Source organism: Janibacter melonis (assembly GCF_003721155.3).
GTDB lineage: Bacteria > Actinomycetota > Actinomycetes > Actinomycetales > Dermatophilaceae > Marihabitans > Marihabitans melonis.
Genome location: NZ_CP044548.2, coordinates 1646398 through 1665884 on the forward strand (window position 1 = coordinate 1646398; position 19487 = coordinate 1665884).

At 73.0% G+C, this 19487-nt stretch carries 22 protein-coding genes; 6 read left to right on the forward strand and 16 right to left on the reverse strand.

Going from position 1 to position 19487, the window contains the following annotated elements; all coding sequences use genetic code 11:
* Window positions 1–52 precede the first annotated feature (52 nt).
* Entirely contained in the window at window positions 53–922 is an 870-nt protein-coding gene (locus tag EEW87_RS07685) for a trypsin-like serine protease (protein WP_123092156.1), read from the reverse strand.
* A gap of 59 nt (window positions 923–981) precedes the next feature.
* Window positions 982–2184, reverse strand: a complete 1203-nt coding sequence (locus tag EEW87_RS07690; RefSeq protein ID WP_068277408.1) for an acyl-CoA dehydrogenase family protein — start codon at window positions 2182–2184, stop codon at window positions 982–984.
* 180 nt (window positions 2185–2364) lie between these two features.
* Between EEW87_RS07690 and EEW87_RS07695 the strand changes: the two genes are divergently transcribed.
* Window positions 2365–3216: a serine protein kinase RIO gene (locus tag EEW87_RS07695; protein ID WP_068277406.1), complete on the forward strand. Its 852-nt coding sequence runs from the start codon at window positions 2365–2367 to the stop codon at window positions 3214–3216.
* Window positions 3217–3222: 6 nt separating this feature from the next.
* On the opposite strand, the gene EEW87_RS07700 is transcribed toward EEW87_RS07695, so the two are convergent.
* The 4 genes from EEW87_RS07700 to EEW87_RS07715 form a co-directional block, all read right to left on the reverse strand.
* Complete coding sequence (locus tag EEW87_RS07700; protein WP_123092366.1) at window positions 3223–4122, reverse strand: L,D-transpeptidase family protein; 900 nt, start codon at window positions 4120–4122, stop codon at window positions 3223–3225.
* Between the two features lie 198 nt (window positions 4123–4320).
* A complete protein-coding gene (locus EEW87_RS07705) occupies window positions 4321–5118 on the reverse strand; it encodes a L,D-transpeptidase family protein (RefSeq protein WP_123092157.1) in 798 nt (265 codons plus the stop codon).
* 173 nt (window positions 5119–5291) lie between these two features.
* Window positions 5292–6161 carry an HpcH/HpaI aldolase/citrate lyase family protein gene (locus tag EEW87_RS07710; protein WP_123092158.1) on the reverse strand — a complete coding sequence of 290 codons (870 nt, stop codon included), beginning with the start codon at window positions 6159–6161 and terminating at the stop codon, window positions 5292–5294.
* Between the two features lie 3 nt (window positions 6162–6164).
* Complete coding sequence (locus tag EEW87_RS07715; RefSeq protein WP_123092159.1) at window positions 6165–7244, reverse strand: HpcH/HpaI aldolase/citrate lyase family protein; 1080 nt, start codon at window positions 7242–7244, stop codon at window positions 6165–6167.
* Between the two features lie 115 nt (window positions 7245–7359).
* Between EEW87_RS07715 and EEW87_RS07720 the strand changes: the two genes are divergently transcribed.
* From EEW87_RS07720 to EEW87_RS07735, 4 genes are all read left to right on the forward strand, one after another.
* Complete coding sequence (locus EEW87_RS07720; protein WP_123092160.1) at window positions 7360–7872, forward strand: hypothetical protein; 513 nt, start codon at window positions 7360–7362, stop codon at window positions 7870–7872.
* 51 nt (window positions 7873–7923) lie between these two features.
* Window positions 7924–9192: a magnesium transporter MgtE N-terminal domain-containing protein gene (locus EEW87_RS07725; RefSeq protein WP_123092367.1), complete on the forward strand. Its 1269-nt coding sequence runs from the start codon at window positions 7924–7926 to the stop codon at window positions 9190–9192.
* A complete protein-coding gene (locus tag EEW87_RS07730) occupies window positions 9185–9760 on the forward strand; it encodes a DUF1003 domain-containing protein (protein WP_123092161.1) in 576 nt (191 codons plus the stop codon). Before EEW87_RS07725 ends, EEW87_RS07730 begins: the two co-directional genes overlap by 8 nt.
* Before the next feature lie 72 nt (window positions 9761–9832).
* A complete protein-coding gene (locus EEW87_RS07735) occupies window positions 9833–10978 on the forward strand; it encodes an Mrp/NBP35 family ATP-binding protein (protein WP_123092162.1) in 1146 nt (381 codons plus the stop codon).
* A 115-nt stretch (window positions 10979–11093) separates the two neighbouring features.
* Here the strand turns inward: EEW87_RS07735 and EEW87_RS07740 are convergent, their stop codons facing one another.
* Genes EEW87_RS07740 through sigE form a run of 3 tightly spaced genes read right to left on the reverse strand, consistent with a single transcriptional unit; the run spans window position 11094 to window position 13791 of the window.
* Window positions 11094–11504, reverse strand: coding sequence for a twin-arginine translocase TatA/TatE family subunit (locus EEW87_RS07740; RefSeq protein WP_123092163.1), 411 nt, complete (start codon window positions 11502–11504; stop codon window positions 11094–11096).
* A 3-nt stretch (window positions 11505–11507) separates the two neighbouring features.
* Window positions 11508–13085, reverse strand: a complete 1578-nt coding sequence (locus tag EEW87_RS07745) for a S1C family serine protease (RefSeq protein WP_192826161.1) — start codon at window positions 13083–13085, stop codon at window positions 11508–11510.
* Window positions 13086–13119: 34 nt separating this feature from the next.
* Entirely contained in the window at window positions 13120–13791 is a 672-nt protein-coding gene (gene sigE / locus EEW87_RS07750) for an RNA polymerase sigma factor SigE (protein WP_123092164.1), read from the reverse strand.
* 131 nt (window positions 13792–13922) lie between these two features.
* On the opposite strand from sigE, the gene EEW87_RS07755 reads away from it, so the two are divergent.
* A complete protein-coding gene (locus EEW87_RS07755) occupies window positions 13923–14555 on the forward strand; it encodes an O-methyltransferase (protein ID WP_123092165.1) in 633 nt (210 codons plus the stop codon).
* Between the two features lie 4 nt (window positions 14556–14559).
* On the opposite strand, the gene EEW87_RS07760 is transcribed toward EEW87_RS07755, so the two are convergent.
* The 7 genes from EEW87_RS07760 to dapE all read right to left on the reverse strand — a co-directional run bounded on the left by EEW87_RS07760 (window position 14560) and on the right by dapE (window position 19381).
* Complete coding sequence (locus EEW87_RS07760; RefSeq protein WP_123092166.1) at window positions 14560–14916, reverse strand: hypothetical protein; 357 nt, start codon at window positions 14914–14916, stop codon at window positions 14560–14562.
* Window positions 14917–15100: 184 nt separating this feature from the next.
* Window positions 15101–15274, reverse strand: a complete 174-nt coding sequence (locus EEW87_RS07765; protein ID WP_123092167.1) for a DUF3117 domain-containing protein — start codon at window positions 15272–15274, stop codon at window positions 15101–15103.
* Window positions 15275–15417: 143 nt separating this feature from the next.
* The gene (locus EEW87_RS07770) at window positions 15418–16674 is read right to left on the reverse strand and encodes a hypothetical protein (RefSeq protein WP_192826160.1); all 1257 of its coding nucleotides are present in this window, start codon (window positions 16672–16674) and stop codon (window positions 15418–15420) included.
* Window positions 16674–17153 carry an SRPBCC family protein gene (locus tag EEW87_RS07775; RefSeq protein ID WP_123092168.1) on the reverse strand — a complete coding sequence of 160 codons (480 nt, stop codon included), beginning with the start codon at window positions 17151–17153 and terminating at the stop codon, window positions 16674–16676. The genes EEW87_RS07770 and EEW87_RS07775 overlap by 1 nt, the downstream gene beginning before the upstream one ends.
* Entirely contained in the window at window positions 17150–17515 is a 366-nt protein-coding gene (locus EEW87_RS07780; RefSeq protein WP_123092169.1) for a DivIVA domain-containing protein, read from the reverse strand. The genes EEW87_RS07775 and EEW87_RS07780 overlap by 4 nt, the downstream gene beginning before the upstream one ends.
* On the reverse strand, window positions 17515–18243 hold the full coding sequence (locus EEW87_RS07785; RefSeq protein WP_123092369.1) for an LOG family protein: 729 nt from the start codon (window positions 18241–18243) through the stop codon (window positions 17515–17517). Before EEW87_RS07785 ends, EEW87_RS07780 begins: the two co-directional genes overlap by 1 nt.
* A 64-nt stretch (window positions 18244–18307) precedes the next feature.
* A complete protein-coding gene (dapE, locus tag EEW87_RS07790) occupies window positions 18308–19381 on the reverse strand; it encodes a succinyl-diaminopimelate desuccinylase (protein ID WP_123092170.1) in 1074 nt (357 codons plus the stop codon).
* Between the last annotated feature and the right edge of the window lie 106 nt (window positions 19382–19487).

A 19487-nucleotide genomic window follows, 5' to 3' on the forward strand; every position in this document is an offset into this window, starting at 1 on the left:
GCTGTGAGGGCCGTGCCCCGGTCACCCGACCGGGGCACGGCCCGTCGCGGGGTCAGCGCAGGGTCACGAAGGGGGCGAGGAAGGCCCGGGCGGGGGCGGTGTCGAGGCGGTAGACGACGTTCGTCGCCTTGCACGGGACGTCACCGGTGATCGTCGTCCCGGCGAGGACCTGCTGGCCGGCGACGGTGACGAAGTTCGGGCCGCCGCTGTCGCCGTAGCAGGCGCCGCCGTACCCCTTCGACTCGTTGATCGACAGGCGCACCCAGCTCTTCGTCAGGGCGTTGAAGCCCTCGCTGGCCTTGAGGCGCACGCCGCCACCGGGGTGCGTGTGACCGCCGGGCCCGTTCTGCGCCTCGGCGGTGCCGTAGCCGACGACCGTCCACGGCGCGCGCGCCAGGGTCGTCCCGCCGACCCGGTCGAGCTGACCCGCGGTCGGGAGCGTCGCCGGGGTGAAGTCCCAGATGTCCGCCGGGGTGAAGTCGCGCCCGGCGAAGTCGACGACGGCGATGTCGGCGGTGTCGCTCGCCGGGCCGGGGTAGCGCGCGTCCTGGTGCGGGTCGCCCTCGACGACCCAGCCGTTGGCGAGGAAGAGGTCGGCCTGCGCGCTCGGCGAGAGGTCGGCGTGCTCGTCGAGCAGGCTCTGCACGTCCTCCTCGAGCGAGACGAAGGTCCGGGTGCCCGCCGGGGAGCCGTCGGTGCAGTGCGCCGCCGTGAGGAAGGTGTCGTCGTCGACCATCGTCCCGCTGCACCGCCAGTCGAAGCGGTCGGGCACGCCGTCACCGGTCGTGTCCCACAGCGCGAGGTAGGCGCCGACCTCGGTGCGCTCCGGGGCGGGCTGGGCGTTGTAGGTGTTGATCGCCGCGGCCGGCGAGGCGGCGAGCAGGGTCACCGCACCGGCGGCGACGATGGTGGAGCGCTTCATGGGTGTCCTCTCGAGGGGCGGGCCGAGCGACCCGGCTGGCAGGAGGGTAGACCCCCCGCTCACCCCTTCGCGGGGTAGTCCTTGAGGATCGAGCGGCCGATGATCATCTTCTGGATCTCGGCGGTGCCCTCGCCGATGAGGAGCATCGGGGCCTCGCGGTACAGGCGCTCGATCTCGTACTCCTTGGAGTACCCGTACCCGCCGTGGATGCGGAAGGACTGGCCCACGACGTCGGCGCAGTACTCCGCGGCCATGTACTTCGCGATCCCCGCCTCGAGGTCGTTGCGCTCGCCCTTGTCCTTCAGCCGCGCCGCCTTGACCATGAGCTGGTGGGCGGCCTCGACCTTGGCGGCCATGTCGGCGATGCGGAAGAGGATCGCCTGGTGGTCGACGATCTTCTTGCCGAAGGTCTCGCGCTGCTGCGCGTACGCCACCCCCAGCTCGAAGGCCCGCATCGCCAGCCCGCACGCCCGGGCCGCGACGTTGACCCGGCCCACCTCGACCCCGTCCATCATCTGGTAGAAGCCCCGACCGGGCTCCCCGCCGAGGATCTGCGCGGTGCTCGTGCGGTGGCCGTCGAGGACGAGCTCGGTGGTGTCGACGCCCTTGTAGCCCATCTTCTCGATCTTGCCCGGCACCGTCACGCCCTGAGCCGTCTCGCCGAAGCCCTCGGTCTTGTCGACGAGGAAGGTCGTCATGTTCTTGTGCGCGCTGTCCGCGCCCAGGTCGGTCTTGACGAGCACCGCGACGAGGTTGGCGCTGCCCCCGTTGGTCAGCCACATCTTCTGACCCGTGATCGTCCAGTCGTCGGACTCCCCGTCCCGCACGGCCTTGGTCTTGATCCCCGCCACGTCCGAGCCCAGCCCCGGCTCGCTCATCGAGAAGGCCCCCCGGATCTCCCCGGTGGCCATCTTCGGCAGGTAGTGCTCCTTCTGCTCGGTCGTGCCGTGCTTGAGGATCATGTACGCCACGATGAAGTGGGTGTTGATGATCCCCGACACCGGCATCCAGCCCCGCGAGATCTCCTCCACGCACAACGCGTACGTCAGCAGCGACTCACCCAGCCCGCCGTACTCCTCGGGGATCATCAGACCGAAGATCCCCATCTCCTTCATCTGGTCCACGATCCCCTGCGGGTACTCGTCCGCGTGCTCCAGCTGCTGAGCCACCGGGATGATCTGCTCGTCGACGAACTCACGCACCAGACCCAGCAGGTCGTGCTGCTCCTCGCTCAGGCCGTCGGTCGTCTGCAGTCGGGACATGATCGGTGAGCCGCCTTCGCGTCTGGGGGGCGCGCCGGGGCGCGCGAGAACTCCTCGATCCTGCCTCAGCGCACCGTCGCGGGGACAGGCCCGCCGGGCGTGGGATGGGACACGCTGCGAGCCGCCCGCAGCCGGTAATTCGGTTGCCGGGCGAAGGGGTGCAGCGCTTCCCTGGACGGCATGGCTCACCAACCCTTCCACCTCCCCGCGCGGGAGGGACTCGCCCCGGCGGGCGCCTTCGCCGTCGACTCGGCGCCCGACGCCCCGCCCGAGGGCGAGCGCTGGACCTCGTGGGACCGCGCCAGCCACGGCCCCGGTCCGCTGCCCGAGTGGGTCGTCACCGACCTCGGCGCCGTCGACGCCGATCTCGGCGTGCTCAAGACCGGCAAGGAGGCCGACGTCCACCTCGTGCGGCGCTGGGTGCCCGGCACCGGTCGCGCGTGCCTCATGGCGGCCAAGCGCTACCGCAGCGCCGACCACCGCCTCTTCCACCGCGACTCCGGCTACCTCGAGGGCCGCCGGGTGCGCAAGAGCCGCGAGATGCGGGCGATGGCCCGCCGCACCGCCTTCGGCAAGGAGATGATCGCCGGCCAGTGGGCGATGGCGGAGTTCGCCACGCTCTCTCGGCTGTGGGCCGAGGGCCTGCCGGTCCCCTACCCCGTCCAGCTCGACGAGACCGAGATGCTCATGGAGCTCGTCGGCAGCGACGGCGCCGTGGCACCCCGCCTCGTCCAGCTGCGCCCCGGCCCCGACGAGCTCGCCGACCTCTTCGAGCAGCTGCGGGGCTTCATGCTCGACCTCGTCGAGCTCGGCTGGACCCACGGCGACCTCTCGCCGTACAACGTCCTCGTCCGCGACGGCGACCTCGTCGTCATCGACTGGCCTCAGGTCGTCGACGTCGTCGGCAACCCGCGCGGCATGGACTTCCTCGACCGGGACCTGCGCACGATGTGCACGTGGTTCGTGCGCCGCGGTCTCGAGGTCGACGTCGAGGAGCTCGTCGGCGAGGTGTGCGCGGCAGCCTTCGGGTGAGATCCGTCAGCGCACGACGACGGTGCTGCCCACGGGCATGAGGTCCTGCGACCAGATGAGGTCCATCGCCGGGTCGCTCACCCGCGCGCACCCGTGCGACGCGGGCCAGCCGGGCACGGAGGCGGCGCCGTGGACGGCGATGCCGCCGTTGAAGTACCGCGGGCGGTAGAGCGTGCCGAGCTTCGCGACCTCCGACCCGTCGTAGACCCGCCCGACCGCGAAGGTCCCCGGCGGCGTCACCGCCACGGCGAGACCGTCGTAGGAGCTCTCGTAGGTCTCGCCCGAGCCGGTGCTCGTGCTGATCGCCCAGCGCACGCTGCCGTCGCGCACGACGTAGAGCAGCTGGCGCTCGAGGTCGATCTCGACGCGGTCCGGCGCGCCCGCCCCGACCGTCGGCCGGGTCCCGTCGGCCACGGCGCGCAGCGTGCGCGGCCCGGCGACGCCGTCGCGGTCCAGGCCCGCCTGCTTCTGCAGCGCGAGGACCGCCTGCTCGGTGAGACCGCCGTACGTGCCGTCGGCCGTGCCGCCCCAGTAGCCGAGCCGTGTGAGCGAGCGCTGCAGCGAGCGGACCCGTGGTCCGGAGTCACCCGGGCGAAGGGAGGTGTCCCGCGGCGTCGCCGACGGCGAGGGCGTCGAGGTGCTCGACGACGAGCTGCTGGACGGCGCGCTGCTCGAGGAGCCCGTGCTGCTGGGCGAGGTGCTGCTTGACGAGGTGTCGCTCGTCGACGTGCTGGTGGACGACGCGCTCGGCGCGGTCGTCGACCGGCCGGTGGAGGTCTGGCTCGCGGGCCCGCCCGCGTCGCTCGTGCCGCCCCCGGCGCAGGCCCCCAGCCCGAGCACGAGACCGGCGACGAGCGCTGCCGACCCGGTCGCGCGACGGCGCTCCCCCTTCGCCCTGCCGACCATCACCATCACCTGTCCTGACCGCCCGAGGGCGAGAAGCTGGTGTGGCGGCGCCCCCTGCGCGCCGCCACACCCCTAGGACGCGGCGACCCCGACGACGGTTGCCCTCGAGCGCCCTTCGTGACCTGCTCGTGACCTGCGGGCAGACCACGGGCCGCGCACCCGGTGAGGTGCGCGGCCCGTGGTGGCGGACGAGAGGGGTCAGTAGACCCAGACGCGGCTGCCGATCGGGGCGAGGTTCGCCGACCAGATGTAGTCGATCGCCTTGTTGTCCAGGCGGGCGCAGCCGTGGCTGGCCGGGTAGCCGGGGATCGAGGGCGAGCCGTGGATCGCGATGCCGCCGTTGAAGTACCGCGGGCGCCACAGGTTGCCCAGGGGCGCACGACGCATGCCGTCGATGGCCCGCTGGAAGGCGAAGCGCCCGCTCGGGGTCGTCGCGTAGAGGTAGCGCCCCGAGGCCGAGGACCAGTAGCGCTCGCCGTTGCCGGTCGAGGTGTTGAAGACCCACTTCACCTTGCCGGCGCGCACGAAGAGGATGACCTGGCGGCCCTTGTTGATCTCCATGATGTTGCCGCTCTTCGTCCGCGAGACGGGGCGGTAGATCGTGTCGACGGCCTTCCACGTGTTCGGGCCGCAGACCCCGTCGCGGGAGAGCCCACGCATCTTCTGCAGCGCCATGACGGCCTGCTGGGTGCTGCTGTCGTAGACGCCGTTGGCGCCCTTGCACCAGTAGCCGTTGGCCCGCAGCTTGGTCTGCAGCGACTTCACCTGCCAGCCGCGCGAGCCGAGCTTGAGGGTCGGGCGCGAGGCGGCACCGGCCACCGAGGGCGCGGCGAGCGCGGTCGCGCCGACGGCGACGGTGGCCGCCCCGAGACGCAGGACGGTGCGGCGGTCGGACCGGGCGGTCTCGACCGGCGCGATCTCGAGCGGTGCGATCTCGAGCGGTGCGATGTCGACGCGGGTGGTGCCGACGGCGTGACGAGGCTGATAACGAGACATGTGTACGTGCTCCCCTGGACTGATCGGTGCCGGCACCCGATGTGGTGCCCCCCTGCTTCGACGACGCACCGGCCCGTCCGGTTGTCTCGAGCCGCTGACAATCTACTGCGACCTGTCAACACCCGCGAGCACTCGTCCCCAGGCGCGCCGGGACGGACGCGGCGTCCGTGACCTCAGCCGCGGGCGGAGATCACCTCGTGGGTCGCGAGCACCCGCTGCGCGACGTCGACGTGCAGCTGCTCGACCATCTTGCCGCCGTAGGTGACGACGCCGCCGCCGGCGCCCTCCTCCCAGGCCGCGAGGACCCCCTTCGCGTCCTCGACGGCCTCGGCCGACGGGGCGAAGACCTCGTTGCACACCTCGACCTGGCCGGGGTGGATGAGGGTCTTGCCGTCGAAGCCGAGGTCGCGGCCCTGCTCGCACTCCGCGCGGAAGCCCTCGACGTCGCGCACGTCGTTGTACACGCCGTCGAGGATCGCGACGCCCGCCTCGCGGGCCGCGAGGAGCGACCACGACAGAGCGGTGAGCAGCGGGGCACGGCCCGGCACGTGGTCGGCCTGCAGCTCCTTGACGAGGTCGTTGCTGCCGATGACGAGGGCGGCGAGGCGGTCCGAGGCACGGGCGATCTCGCGCACGTCGAGCACCGCGGTCGGCGTCTCGACCATCGCCCACAGCCGCGTGCTCTCCGGCGCCCCGGCGGCCTCGAGGGCGACGACGAGCCGGCGGACCTCGTCGGCGCTGCTCACCTTCGGCACGACGACACCGGCCGGACCTGCCTGGGCGACCGCGTCCATGTCGTCGTCGTGCCACTGAGTCCCGATCGCGTTGACGCGGATCGTCAGCTCGCGCTCGCCGTACTCGCCCGAGGCGACGGCGGCGCACGCCGCGTCGCGGGCGGCGGGCTTGTCGGCCGGTGCGACGGCGTCCTCGAGGTCGAGGATGAGGGCGTCGACGGGCAAGGTCTTGGCCTTCTCGAGGGCCCGGGCGTTGCTGCTCGGCATGTAGAGCACCGAGCGGCGGGGGGTGTAGGCGAGCTCGCTCATCGCTCAGGCCTCCTGCGTCGCGTAGAGCTCGGCGAGCTCGGGGTCGCCGGCGGAGAGGCGGTCGGCGAGCTCGAGGATGACGAGGCACTGCTTGAGGCTCGCGTCGTCCTCCATCTTGCCGTCGAGCATCACCGCGCCCGTGCCGTCGCCCATCGCCTCCTTGACGCGGCGCGCGTGCGCGACGTCCTCGGCGGAGGGGCTGAAGACGCGCTTGGCGATGTCGACCTGGACCGGGTGCAGCGACCACGCGCCGACGCAGCCGAGGAGGAAGGCGTTGCGGAACTGGTCCTCGCACGCGACGACGTCCTTGATGTCGCCGAAGGGGCCGTAGTACGGGAAGATCCCGTGCATCGCGCAGGCGTCGACCATCCGCGCGATCGTGTAGTGCCACAGGTCCTGCTGGTGGACCGAGCGCGGCGCGGTCACGGGGTCGACCCCCTCACCGAGGTCGCGAGAGGGGTCCTCGCGCACGAGGTAGCCGGGGTGGCCGCCGCCGACGCGCGTCGTCTTCATCCGCCGGTCCGCGGCGAGGTCGGCCGGGCCGAGGCTGATGCCCTGCATGCGCGGGCTCGCCCCGCAGATCTCCTCGACGTTGGCCATGCCGCGCGCGGTCTCGAGGATCGCGTGGACGAGGATCGGGCGGGTCAGACCGGCCTTGGCCTCGAGCTGGGCGAGCAGGCGGTCGACGTAGTGGATGTCCTCGGCGCCCTGGACCTTCGGGACCATGACGACGTCGAGCTTGTCGCCGATCTGCGTCACGAGGGTCGTGAGGTCGTCGAGGGCCCACGGGCTGTCGAGGCTGTTGATCCGCGTCCACAGCTGGGTGTGCTCGCCCAGGTCGGTCGCGCGGGCGATGTCGACCAGGCCCTGGCGGGCGGCCTCTTTCGACTCCGCCTTGACCGCGTCCTCGAGGTTGCCGAGCAGGACGTCGACGGTGCCGACCATGCCGGGGACCTTCGCCGCCATCTTCGGGTTGCTCGGGTCGAAGAAGTGGATCATCCGGCTGGGTCGGGCGGGGACCTCGCGGACCGGGGCGGGCGCCCCGACGGCGAGCGGGGCGAAGAAGTCCTTGGCGCTGCGCATGACGGGGTGCAGGTCCTTTCCGAAGGGGGCAGGGCGAGTCGGTCGCGAACGTACCAGCGTGCGCCCCGGCCCGGTTATGACGCACGACACCCGCCCTCCTGCGAGGATCGGGCCCATGGTCAACCTCAGCGCGGTGACGAGCGAGGCGCTCTCGAAGTCGGACCTGCTGTGGCTGCGCACCCCCGAGCGCGAGCGCGCGACGTGGTTCGCCGTCGTCGGCGCGGGCACCGACCTGCCCGAGGGCTCAGTCCTGCTCGTGAGCGGCGGGGGCGAGCCCGACCTCGGGGCGCTCCCCGACCCGGTCGAGCTCGTCCTGCGCTCGAAGGGGGACGGCCGCCGCCTGCTCGTCCTGCAGGCCCGGGCGCTCGCCCTCGACCCGGCCGACGAGCGCTGGCAGCCCGCCGCCGAGACCGCCCTGGCCGCCCGGCTCAACGCCTCCGACGGCACCCTCGAGCGCTGGCGCGAGGGCGCGACGCTGTGGCTGCTCTCCCCCTTCGGCCAGCCCCTCGACTCCCCGGCGGCCGCGCCCTCGACCGAGCTCGTCGCGGCCCCCGTGCGTCCGAGCGCCGCCGCCCCTCAGGTCCGTCGACCCTGGCACCTCGGGGGTCGGCGCACCCGTCGTCGCTGAGGCTCGACGGCGGCTCGGCCGCACGACGGGTCGGCCACTACTGTGGTCGGCGTGAGTGCCTCGTCCCGCTTCTTCGTCGCCCGGCTGGCGAGCCTCAACGTCTTCGACCCGCTCGGCGACCAGGTGGGCCGGGTGCGCGACGTCGTCGTCACCTTCAGCTCCGGTCGCCGCCCGCGCGTCATCGGCCTCGTCGTCGAGGTCCCCGGTGCCCGCCGCGTCTTCGTCCCGATGACCCGGGTCACCTCCGTCGAGGGCGGGCAGGTCATCACGACCGGGCTGGTCAACATGCGCCGCTTCGAGCAGCGCGCCAACGAGACCCTCGTGCTCGCCGAGCTCCTCGAGCGCACCGTGAGCGTGCGCACCGACGACGGCCCGGTCGAGGCGACGGTCGAGGACATCGGCGTCGAGCAGGCGAGCAACCGCGACTGGATGGTCACCCGCGTCTTCGTGCGCGCCGGCCGACGCAGCACGCGGGGGCTGCTCACCCGACGCCGCGGCGAGACCTTCACCGTCCCCTTCGAGGACGTCACCGGGCTGCACACGAGCGACGCCGACCAGTCGGCCGCGAAGTTCCTCGAGCAGTTCGAGGACTCCAAGCCCGCCGACCTCGCCGAGGTCGTCACCGACCTCACCCCGAAGCGGCGCGCCGAGGTCGTCGCCGCCCTCGACGACGAGCGCCTCGCCGACGTGCTCCAGGAGCTCGACGAGGAGGAGCAGTCCGAGATCATCGGCACCCTCAAGCAGTCGCGTGCCGCCGACGTCCTCGAGGCGATGGACCCCGACGACGCCGCCGACCTGCTCTCCGCCCTCGCGCCCGAGCGCGCCGAGGGGCTGCTGCAGCTCATGCGGCCCGACGACGCCGCCCCCCTGCGCCGGCTGCTCACCTACGAGGAGAACACCGCGGGCGGTCTCATGACGACCGAGCCGGTCGTCCTCGGCCCCGACGACTCCGTCGCCGAGGCGCTGGCCGTCGTGCGCCGCGAGGAGATCGCCGCCGGCCTGGCCGCGACCGCCTACGTCTGCCGCCCGCCGCACGAGACGCCGACCGGCAAGTACCTCGGCATGCTCCACATCCAGCGCCTGCTGCGCGAGCCCCCGCACGCCTCGGTCGGGTCCTTCCTCGACACCGGAGTCGACCCGCTGCGCGCCGACGCGCCGCTCGGCCAGGTGACGCGCACCCTCGCGACGTACAACCTCATCTCGGTGCCCGTCGTCGACGACCAGCAGCGTCTCATCGGCGTCATCACCGTCGACGACGTGCTCGACCACATCCTCCCCGAGGACTGGCGCGACGAGCGGCACGAGGTGACCGATGGCTGAGCGCGACGGCAAGCCCCGTCAGCGGCGTCCCGACGCCCGCTCCGACGTGCGCGTCGACCAGCCGCGCGAGCTGAGCCGGCGCACCCTGCGGCGCCCCTCGAACCTCAGCACCGAGTCCTTCGGCGTGCTCTCGGAGAAGTTCGCCCGCTTCATGGGCACCCCGACCTTCCTGCTGTGGATGTCGGTCTTCGTCGTCGCCTGGCTCGCGTGGAACACCTTCGTGCCCGAGGCGGCGCAGTTCGACCCGCGCTCGCTCAACTACACGCTGCTCACGCTCATCCTCTCGCTGCAGGCCAGCTATGCCGCGCCGCTCATCCTCCTCGCGCAGAACAGGCAGGACGACCGCGACCGCGTCGCGCTCGAGCAGGACCGCGTGCAGGCCGAGCGGGCGCTCGCCGACACCGAGTACCTCACCCGCGAGGTCGCGGCCCTGCGGATCGCGCTGCGCGACGCCGCGACGCGAGACTTCGTGCGCAGCGAGCTGCGCTCGCTGCTCGAGGAGATGGAGGAGAAGGGTCTCGAGGTGCGTCTGCGCGAGCAGGCGGAGGGCCCCGCCCCGAAGGGGTGAGCTCGCTCCCCCTTCGCCCCGGACGCCGGAGGCGATGACAGCGGTGTCGCCGACGGCGCCTAGCATGGAGCAATGCCCTCGACCCACCCCACGATCACCGACGAGATGCTCCGCGAGGCGTTGAGCACCGTCATCGACCCCGAGATCCGCAAGCCGGTCACCGAGCTCGGCATGGTCGAGTCCGCCGAGGTCGACGCCTCCGGGCACGTCGCCGTGACGATCCTGCTCACCGTCTCCGGGTGCCCGATGAAGGACACCCTGACGACCGACACCGAGCGCGCCCTGCGCGGTGTCGAGGGCGTCACCGACGTCACCGTCACGCTCGGCGTCATGTCCGACGAGCAGCGCGCCGAGCTGCGCCAGATGCTGCGCGGCGGCACGGCCGAGCGCGCGATCCCCTTCGCCAAGGCCGGCTCGCTCACCCGCGTGTACGCCATCGCCTCGGGCAAGGGCGGCGTCGGCAAGTCCTCGATCACCGCCAACCTCGCGGCCTCGCTCGCGCAGCAGGGCCTCAAGGTCGGGGTCGTCGACGCCGACATCTACGGCTTCTCGATCCCGCGCATGCTCGGCGTGACCCACCAGCCGACGCAGGTCGACGACATGATCCTGCCGCCCGTCGCGCACGACGTGAAGGTCATCTCGATCGGGATGTTCGTCCCCGGCAACCAGCCCGTCGTGTGGCGCGGCCCGATGCTCCACCGCGCGCTGCAGCAGTTCCTCGCCGACGTCTTCTGGGGCGACCTCGACGTCCTGCTCCTCGACCTGCCGCCCGGCACCGGCGACATCGCGATCTCCATCGCCCAGCTCATCCCGAGCAGCGAGATCCTCGTCGTCACCACCCCGCAGCAGGCGGCCGCCGAGGTCGCCGAGCGGGCCGGCTCGATCGCGATGCAGACCCACCAGCGCATCGTCGGCGTCGTCGAGAACATGTCGTGGCTCGAGCTGCCCGACGGCTCCCGCCAGGAGATCTTCGGCTCCGGTGGCGGCCAGTCCGTCGCCGACAGCCTCACCCGCACCGTCGGCGCCCCCGTGCCGCTGCTCGGGCAGATCCCCCTCGACGTCACCCTGCGCGAGGGCTCCGACGGCGGCACCCCCGTCGTCCTCGGCCACCCGGAGAGCGCGGCCGCGGTCGCGATCCGTGGCGTGGCGAAGGGGCTGGCCTCCCGCTCCCGCGGCCTCGCCGGCCGCTCGCTCGGGCTGAGCCCCACCGGGCGCTGACCCGCGCAGGGTCACCCACCGAGGTCACCCACGACGAGGGCCCCCGCCGCGCATGCGGTCGGGGGCCCTTCGTCATGACCGGGCGGGTCGGACCCAGGGTGGCAGGCGAGCTGCGTCAGGTCGCCTCGAGGTCGTAGGGCGTGCCCTCGAGGGGCTCCGGCGCGGCGTCGTCGTGGCGCACGTCCTCGTCGCGGTCACGACGCCGACGGGACAGCCCGTCGATGTCCGCGCGGGTGGAGGTGCCGATCTCGCGCACGTCGCGCACCGAGTCCTCGATCGGCTCGAGGAGCGCCTCGCGCACGATCCGCCGCGGGTCGTACTGGCGCGGGTCGTACTGACGCCAGTCGATGTCCTCGTACTCCGGGCCGAGCTGGTCCTGGAGCTGGCCCCGCGCGTCGTTGGCCATCCGGCGGGCGCCGACGACGAAGCGTGCCAGCTTTTGCGCGTACTCGGGCAGGCGGTCGGGTCCGAGGATCACCACCGCGAGCACGATGAGGATGATGAACTCCCAGCCGTTCATCGGCATGGCTCAGTCCTCCTCCGCGGCCTCGAGCGTCATGGTCAGCTGACGCTCCCTGCCGTCGCGCTGGACCGTCAGCTGCACCGTATCGCCCACGGCCTTGGCCCGGATGCGCACCACCAGCTGGTCGTTGTCGCTGACCCGTCGGCCGTCGATCTTCGTGATGACGTCGCCCGCCTCGACACCGGCCTTGTCGGCCGGCCCGTCGGGCACGACCGGCTCGGTGCCCTGGACCGCGTCGGGCAGCACGCGGGCGCCCTCGCCGGAGTACTGCGTGTCGAGGTGCACCCCGATGACGGGGTGCACGGCCTCACCGGTGCTGATGAGCTGGTCGACGGTGCGACGCACCTGGGTGCTCGGGATCGAGAAGCCGACGCCGATCGAGCCCGACGCCGAGTCGCGGGCACCCCCGGGGATCTGCGCGATGGCCGAGTTGACGCCGACGACCTCGCCACGGGCGTTGAGCAGCGGCCCGCCGGAGTTGCCGGGGTTGATCGCGGCGTCGGTCTGGATCGCGCTGATGTAGGACTGGTCGCCCTGCTCCCCCGCCGCCACGGGCCGCTCGAGCGCGCTGACGATGCCCGCGGTGACCGTGCTGTCGAGGCCGAGCGGCGAGCCGACGGCGACGACCTGGTCGCCGACGACGACGTCGTCGGAGTTGCCGACGGGCAGCGGCTTCAGGCCCTTGGGGTCGACCTCGAGGACGGCGAGGTCGTAGCTGACGTCCCGGCCGACCAGCTCGGCGTCGCGCCGGGTGCCGTCGGCGAGCTCGACGACGATGGTGCCGTCGTCACCGGCGGCGGAGACGACGTGGTTGTTCGTCACGACGTGGCCCTTGCCGTCGTAGACCCAGCCCGAGCCCGTGCCCCCGCGGCCGGAGCTGCCGACGCGGATCGTCAGCACGCTCGGCACCGCGCGACCCGCGATGGCCGCGACCGAGCCCTCCGGGCGCTCGACGGGCGGGCCGTCGAGGGTGACGACGCCCGTCCCTGCCTGCTGGTCGGCCGCGAGGCCACCGATGGCGCCACCGGCCGTGCCGGCGAGCAGCGCGGTCGCGGCGACCGCGGTCGCGGCACCGAGGAAGGAGACCTTGCGCCGTTCGCGCCGCGGCGCCGCGGCCACCGGGGCCGGGCCGGGCTGCGGGGCGCCTGCGGTCCACGTCGGGTAGCCCTGCTGCTGCGGCTGCCCGTAGCCGTAGCTCGCGGCGTAGGGGTCGTGCTGGGGCTGACCCGCGTAGGGGTCGTGCTGCGCCTGCGGCGCGGCGTACGGGTCGTCCTGCGGGGCGACCTGGGGGTCGTGCGGCCCGGCGTACGGGTCGGGCGCGGACTGGTCGCCCGGCTGCGCTGCGGACCACCCGGGGGCGAAGGGGTTGTCCCCCGCCGGCGCGGGAGCCTCCTGCGCGCCCGCCGGCGCGGCAGCGTCCTGCGCGGGCTGCGAGGCGCCCTCGTGCTGCTCGGAGGGCAGCGCGTCCTGCTGCGGCGACACCGGCTGCTGGGGCGGCAACGCCTGGGTGTCCTCCGCCGCGGGCAGCGGCTGGGTGCCGTCGGCCCGCTCGGGGGTCTCCGGGTGGTCGCTGCTCTGCGTCATGTCGTCGATTCTGCCTTGCCGGGGCGGGCAGCCGTCACTGCACGGGGGCGGCGACCGGGAAGCCGGACACCGTGGGCCGACCGCGGCGTCCGCCGCCGGTGCGGCGCGGGGCGCTCGGGCGCTCGGCGGGCTGGCGGTGGGCGAGCGACTCCCGCAGACGGGCCCGGCCGCGGTGGATCCGCGAGCGGACCGTGCCGAGCTTGACCCCGAGGACGTCCGCGACCTCCTCGTAGGTCAGCCCCTCGAGGTCGCACAGCACGACCGCGGCGCGGAACTGCGGGGGCAGTGCGTCGAGAGCGGCCTGGATGTCGGCGTCGAGGTGGGTGCGCTCGTAGACCTCGTGGGGGTCGGGGCTCGTCGTGCGCAACCGGGCCGCGAGGCCCTCGCCGATCGCGTCGAAGCGCAGCCGCTGAGAGCGGCGGGCACGGTCGAGGAAGAGGTTGGTCGTGATGCGGTGCAGCCAGCCCTCGAAGGTGCCGGGGCTGTAGGAGTCGAGCGAGCGGAAGACGCGCACGAAGACGTCGTGGGTGAGGTCCTCGGCGTCGTGGTGGTCGCCGGTGAGGCGGTAGGCCAGCCGGTAGACCTGCGGGCCGTGCTGCTCGACGACCTCGTGCCACGTGGGCGGGGTCCAGTCGAGCGACTCCTGCGTGCTCACGTCGCCTCCTGTGCGTGCTGCGCTCGGCGGCCGGTCCCGCCGACGTCGCATCTGCCGACACGGGAATCTTGGGCCATCCACCTGGGGAAAGCCTGAGCGCTGTCCAGGCCTGCGCGGTGAGTGCACGGGTGCGTGGACGGCGGCCCCGGGCCGTCCGGAGGCTGCGACTAGGCTGGCCCGCCATGAGCGGATCGCGCCTGAACAGCTATGTCTATGCCGAGGACTTCGTCTCCGAGCCCGAGATCGCCGAGACCGCCCGCCGCTCGGGCGAAGAGCTCGGCGCGACCCCGGTCGGCACCGGGGCAGGTGCCGCGCTGCGCCTGCTCGCCGCCGCGAGCCGGGCCCAGCACGTCGTCGAGATCGGCACGGGCGCCGGCACCTCAGGCCTGTGGCTGCTCGCCGGCATGCCCGACGACGGCGTCCTCACGAGCATCGAGCTCGAGCCCGAGCACGCCCGGGCGGCCCGACGGGCCTTCGCCGACGCGGGCATCCCCTCGCAGCGCACCCGCGTCATCGTCGGCCGCGCCGACGAGGTGCTGCCCCGGATGACCGACGGCGCGTACGACATGGTCCACGTCGACGCCGACACGGGCGCCTACCCCGCCTACGTCGAGCACGCGATCCGGCTGCTGCGCCCGGGCGGGGTGCTGGCCCTCGACAACATGCTCTGGCACGACCGCGTCGCCGACCCGGCCCAGCGCGACGAGACGACGCGCGTGCTGCGCGACCTCGGCAAGTCGCTGCGCGACGACGACCGCCTCCTGCCGGCACTGCTGCCGGTGGGCGACGGCCTGCTCGCGGCCGTCAAGCGCTAGCGGGTCAGAGGGTGCCTGGGCCGGCGCCGCGGCGGAACTGCGCCGGGCCCTCGGCCACGGCGACGACCTCGAAGGCCTCGATGCTCAGCGGCGCGGACCCGATGATCTCGCTGCCCGGCGACTGCGCCGCCCGGCCGGCGAAGTCGGCCTGGAAGTCGTCGCGGGCCTTCTCCTCGCCGAAGACGTAGGTCCCCTCGAACCACTCGCCCTCGCGCATCCGCCACGTCTTGAAGGCGAGCCCGTCGAGGAACATGAAGCTCGCCATCGACGTGCCGACGACGTACTCCCGCAGCTCCTGGGCGACCTCCGGCGAGGTCTCGGTGAGGGACCAGCGCACGGCGAGCCCGTAGCCAGCGTTCATGGATGAGGCCTCCCAGCCGTCAGGGGTGTCAGGAGCGTGCACCGTAGCCCGCGGCCTGCCGGACCGTCAGCCGGATGTCATCATCCGGGCGCCTCGCGGCGGTGAGGGGCCACCCCTTCGCCTGCGCCCCCCGGGGACGACGACGGCCCCCGACGCGGGTGCGTCGGGGGCCGTTCGGCGGGTCCTACTTCAGGCCCTCGCAGCTGTCGATGGCCTGGCCCAGGGCCTTGACCTCGTCGGGGGTCATCTCGACGACGAGACGGCCGCCACCTTCGAGGGGCATGCGCAGGACGATCCCCCGTCCTTCCTTCACGACCTCAAGGGGTCCGTCGCCGGTCCGAGGCTTCATTGCCGCCATGATGCAATCCCTTCTCGTCACCGCCCGACCACCGGGTGGTGGCAACGGCGCCGGTCGCGCCGCCGTACGTTACCCGCCATTATCCCAGGCGATCCGGATCACTCCTAATCCGACGTGGGCGCGTCGCTCCCCGTCGCCCGTGCTCACGGAGGTGTGACGTGCCACGGGACGTACGGCAGCAGGCCGCACGACCACGCGAGGATGCCGCCGACGAGGCAGACGGCGACGACCGCGACCCGCAGCCGCCAGTGCCGTACGACCTCGCGGCCGGTCGAGGTGCGCATCGCCACCGACGCGACGAGCGCCGCCAGGGGGAAGTCGAGGAGCAGGAAGCGCCACATGCTCGTGATCGGGCGGACCACGGCGAAGAGGTAGAGCGGGTAGGCCATCGCCCACATGCGCACCTCGAGCGGCATCCACGCGCCGTGCCGCCCGATGACCAGGGCGACGTAGGTCGCGACGAGCGCCACCATGACGAGGACCGAGATGAGGCCGTGCTCGCCCCACGCCCAGCTGAACCACAGGACGAAGGGGCCCTGGTCGGGGCGCTGCCCCCACGCCGCCTGGACGTCGAAGAAGGCCCCCGGCAGGCCGGACACGTAGCCGACCGTGAGCGGCCAGGCGACCGCCGAGAGGGCGGTGGCCAGGAGCATGACGACGACCTGCGGGCGGTCGTGGCGAAGGGGGGCCGTGCCGGCCGCGCGGTCCTCGCGCCACCGCAGCCACAGGTGGACGAGCACGGCGAGACCGAGCGCCGGGGCGACCGCGCGGGTGTAGCCCAGGACGAGCGCGACGACGGCGAAGGCGAGGTACTGCCGCCGCATGAGGAGCAGCAGCGCCCCGGCGATGAGGCACGCGGCGAGCGCCTCGGTGTACGGCAGGACCATGACGCCGGTCGCCGGGTAGAGGCACCACAGCGCGGCGGCGACGAGGGCGAGCCGCTCGCGGGCGGGCTGGGAGCCGGCGTGGACGGGGAAGGACAGGACCTTCCACACAAGGACGACCGCGAGCGCCCCGAGGACGAGGTTGAGCAGGACGGCGGCGGTCGTGAAGCCCAGCCCGGTCGTCATGAGCAACCGCACGAGGAGGGGGAAGACCGGGAAGAAGGCCCACTGGCTGTAGGTGATCTGGCCCGTCGTCGGGTCCGCCGGCAGCGGCACCGGGTAGCCCTCGCGCACGATCCGCTCGTACCACTCGGCGTCCCACAGCTGGAGCATGTCGGTGAGGGTCGGGTCGAGATGCCCGACGCCGGCGGGCGCCTGGTAGTACCGGGCGGCGACCCAGATGGCGGCGAAGGCGACGAGCCGCGAGACGACGTAGACGGCGAGCAGCGTCCGCACGGGGTGGCGCAGCACGGTGGTGCTCCACCGCTCGCGGGCGGCGAAGGACAGCCCGCTCATCAGCCCCTGCCGTGGGGCGGGACCGGCGGCAGCGCCGGCAGGCCCGCGAGGGTCCCGTCGAGGATGCGGGTGAGCAGCTCGGAGGTGGCGCGTCGCGAGAGCCGGTCGGCCGGACGGCTGAGGGCGCGCAGGAGCGCCGAGGTCGGCACGGCCTCCTCGGTCCAGGAGACCTCGGATCCTCCGTCGACGGGGCGCACGACGATCTCGGCCCAGCCGGAGAGCAGCCGCCCGGACTTCACCAGCCGCAGCCGCGCGGGCTGCGCCGGTGGCGGGTCGAAGCCGGTGACCGTCATCGGGTCGTCGAAGCCGAGCGGCCCGAGCGAGGTCCGCATGACGAAGGTCCCGCCGAGGGCGAGCTCCTCCTGCCGCGTGATCCGGGTGAGCGGGACGTGGCGGCCGTGGGCCGCCATGTCGGTGACGCGGTCCCACACCTCCTGGACGTCGGCTGCGACGCGGCGACGCTCGGTGACGGCGCTCATGCGCGCTCCTGGGTAGTGGAGGGCTCGGTCGTCGACGGCGTGGTGGTCGGGCGCGAGGTGGTCGCGGGCGAAGGGGGAGCCGCCTCCCCCGAGGGGGTCACGGGCTGCTGCGCCTCGAGCTCGGCGATGCGGGCGTGGAGCGTGTCGAGGACGTCGTCGACCTGGTCCATCCGGTAGCCGCGCAGCGCGGTGTCGAAGCGGATGTCGTGGATGTCCGCGGCGTGGACGTCGGCGCCCAGGCCGGTCGACGGGGTCGTCGAGACCGGGGGCGGTACGGGGTCGACGCTCGCGCGGCCGACGACGAGCGACCCGAGGCCCACGACGAGCAGGATCGCGACACCGATGAGGAAGACCCAGACCATCACTCGGGTCCTTGCTGGGTGAAGTGCGGGTGCGGGCGCTCGTCCTCGTACTCGCTGACGATGCGCACGGCGTGCGCCGGGTCGTCGGTGAGGTGGAGCAGGTCGACGTCGACCTCGCTGATCGTGCCGGCCGGCACCGCGGTGCCGCGCAGCCAGTCGAGCAGCCCGCCCCAGTAGTCGGTGCCGAGCAGGACGATGGGGAAGGAGGTCTTCTTCTGCGTCTGCACGAGGGTGACGGCCTCGAAGAGCTCGTCGAGCGTGCCGAAGCCGCCGGGCAGGACGATGAAGCCCTCCGCGTACTTGATGAACATCGTCTTGCGAGCGAAGAAGTAGCGGAAGTTCACGCCGAGGTCGACGTAGGGGTTGAGCCCGGCCTCGAAGGGAAGCTCGATCCCCAGACCGACGGAGACGCCTCCCCCTTCGCGCGCCCCCTGGTTGGCCGCCTCCATCGCGCCCGGCCCGCCGCCGGTGATGACGCCGTAGCCGGCGAGCGCGAGCCGGCGACCGACCTCGACGCCCATCGCGTACTCGCGGGTGCCGGGCTTGGTGCGGGCGCTGCCGAAGACGCTGATCGCCGGCCCGAGCTCGGCGAGCGCGCCGAAGCCCTCGACGAACTCCGCCTGGATGCGCAGGACGCGCCACGGGTCCGTGTGGACCCAGTCGGCGGTGCCCCGGGTGTCGAGGAGACGCTGGTCGGTGGTCGAGCTGGGCACCTGGGCGCCGCGCATGACGACCGGCCCCTTGTGGTACGCCCGCTCGCTGTCCTCGTGCCGCTGGCTCACGCCGCCGACCCTACGCGAGCCAGCGCATCATGGCGGCCTCCGCCTCGCGCAGCTGCGCGGTGGGGCAGCGCTCCTCGTCGTGGTGGGCGAGGTTGGGGTCGCCCGGGCCGAAGTTGACCGCCGGCACCCCGAGCGCGGAGAAGCGGGCGACGTCGGTCCACCCCTCCTTCGGGCCGACGGGCACGTCGAGCGCGGCGACGAAGGACTGGGCGGCGGGCCGGTCCAGACCCGGGCGGGCCCCTTCGGCGAGGTCGGTGACCGTCAGCTCGTAGCCGGGCAGGACGCTCTGCACGTAGGCGAGCGCGTCGTCAGCGCTCTTGTCCGGCGCGAAGCGGTAGTTGACCGTGATCGTGCACGCGTCGGGGATGACGTTGCCGGCGATGCCGCCGGTGATGGCGACCGCCTGGAGCGCCTCGTGGTAGGTCAGCCCGTCGACCTCGACCGAGCGCTCCTCGTGCTCGCCGAGGCGGCCCAGCACGTCGGCGGCGTCGTGGATCGCGTTGTGCCCCTTCCACGGGCGGGCGGAGTGGGCGGCGATCCCCTTCGTACGGATCTCGACGCGCATCGTGCCCTTGCACCCGCCTTCGACGGCGGCGGCGGTGGGCTCGAGGAGCACGGCGAGGTCGGCGGCGAGCAGGTCGGGGCGGGTGTCGCCGAGGGCCTTGAGCCCGTTGTGGCTCTCCTCGATCTCCTCGGCCTCGTAGAAGATGAAGGTGATGTCGCGGGAGGGCTCGCGCACCTCGTGGGCCAGGCGCAGCTGCACCGCGACCCCGCCCTTCATGTCGACGGTCCCGCGGCCGTAGAGGACCTCCTCGCCGTCGACGACCTCGCGTCGCACGGGCAGGTTCGGCGGGTCGGTGAGCGGCACCGTGTCGATGTGCCCGGCGAGCACGACCCGCTCCTCCCGCCCGAGGTCGGTGCGCGCGACGACCGTGTGCCCGTGCCGGGTCGTCGTGAGGTGCGGCAGCGCGCGCAGCGCCTCCTCGATCGCGTCGGCGATCGCCTCCTCCCCCAGGCTCACCGACTCGACGTCGCAGAGAGCTGCCGTGAGGGTGACGATGTCCGTGCTGAGGTCCAGGCCCATGCCCCGCACCCTACAAACCCCCCTCCGACCCGTGACAAAACCCTGCTGGCTGCCCTTTGGTGAGCCAGCAGGGTTTCGAGAAGGTCCTGCCACATCAAAGGGCTGT

Bases quoted from the DNA above. Each gene is read 5' to 3' on its own strand.
- EEW87_RS07685 (WP_123092156.1), bottom strand. From the start codon at position 922: ATGAAGCGCTCCACCATCGTCGCCGCCGGTGCGGTGACCCTGCTCGCC.
- EEW87_RS07690 (WP_068277408.1), bottom strand. From the start codon at position 2,184: ATGTCCCGACTGCAGACGACCGACGGCCTGAGCGAGGAGCAGCACGAC.
- EEW87_RS07695 (WP_068277406.1), top strand. From the start codon at position 2,365: ATGGCTCACCAACCCTTCCACCTCCCCGCGCGGGAGGGACTCGCCCCG.
- EEW87_RS07700 (WP_123092366.1), bottom strand. From the start codon at position 4,122: ATGGTCGGCAGGGCGAAGGGGGAGCGCCGTCGCGCGACCGGGTCGGCA.
- EEW87_RS07705 (WP_123092157.1), bottom strand. From the start codon at position 5,118: ATGTCTCGTTATCAGCCTCGTCACGCCGTCGGCACCACCCGCGTCGAC.
- EEW87_RS07710 (WP_123092158.1), bottom strand. From the start codon at position 6,161: ATGAGCGAGCTCGCCTACACCCCCCGCCGCTCGGTGCTCTACATGCCG.
- EEW87_RS07715 (WP_123092159.1), bottom strand. From the start codon at position 7,244: ATGCGCAGCGCCAAGGACTTCTTCGCCCCGCTCGCCGTCGGGGCGCCC.
- EEW87_RS07720 (WP_123092160.1), top strand. From the start codon at position 7,360: ATGGTCAACCTCAGCGCGGTGACGAGCGAGGCGCTCTCGAAGTCGGAC.
- EEW87_RS07730 (WP_123092161.1), top strand. From the start codon at position 9,185: ATGGCTGAGCGCGACGGCAAGCCCCGTCAGCGGCGTCCCGACGCCCGC.
- EEW87_RS07735 (WP_123092162.1), top strand. From the start codon at position 9,833: ATGCCCTCGACCCACCCCACGATCACCGACGAGATGCTCCGCGAGGCG.
- EEW87_RS07740 (WP_123092163.1), bottom strand. From the start codon at position 11,504: ATGCCGATGAACGGCTGGGAGTTCATCATCCTCATCGTGCTCGCGGTG.
- EEW87_RS07745 (WP_192826161.1), bottom strand. From the start codon at position 13,085: ATGACGCAGAGCAGCGACCACCCGGAGACCCCCGAGCGGGCCGACGGC.
- sigE (WP_123092164.1), bottom strand. From the start codon at position 13,791: ATGCGACGTCGGCGGGACCGGCCGCCGAGCGCAGCACGCACAGGAGGC.
- EEW87_RS07755 (WP_123092165.1), top strand. From the start codon at position 13,923: ATGAGCGGATCGCGCCTGAACAGCTATGTCTATGCCGAGGACTTCGTC.
- EEW87_RS07760 (WP_123092166.1), bottom strand. From the start codon at position 14,916: ATGAACGCTGGCTACGGGCTCGCCGTGCGCTGGTCCCTCACCGAGACC.
- EEW87_RS07765 (WP_123092167.1), bottom strand. From the start codon at position 15,274: ATGGCGGCAATGAAGCCTCGGACCGGCGACGGACCCCTTGAGGTCGTG.
- EEW87_RS07770 (WP_192826160.1), bottom strand. From the start codon at position 16,674: ATGAGCGGGCTGTCCTTCGCCGCCCGCGAGCGGTGGAGCACCACCGTG.
- EEW87_RS07775 (WP_123092168.1), bottom strand. From the start codon at position 17,153: ATGAGCGCCGTCACCGAGCGTCGCCGCGTCGCAGCCGACGTCCAGGAG.
- EEW87_RS07780 (WP_123092169.1), bottom strand. From the start codon at position 17,515: ATGGTCTGGGTCTTCCTCATCGGTGTCGCGATCCTGCTCGTCGTGGGC.
- EEW87_RS07785 (WP_123092369.1), bottom strand. From the start codon at position 18,243: ATGCGCGGCGCCCAGGTGCCCAGCTCGACCACCGACCAGCGTCTCCTC.
- dapE (WP_123092170.1), bottom strand. From the start codon at position 19,381: ATGGGCCTGGACCTCAGCACGGACATCGTCACCCTCACGGCAGCTCTC.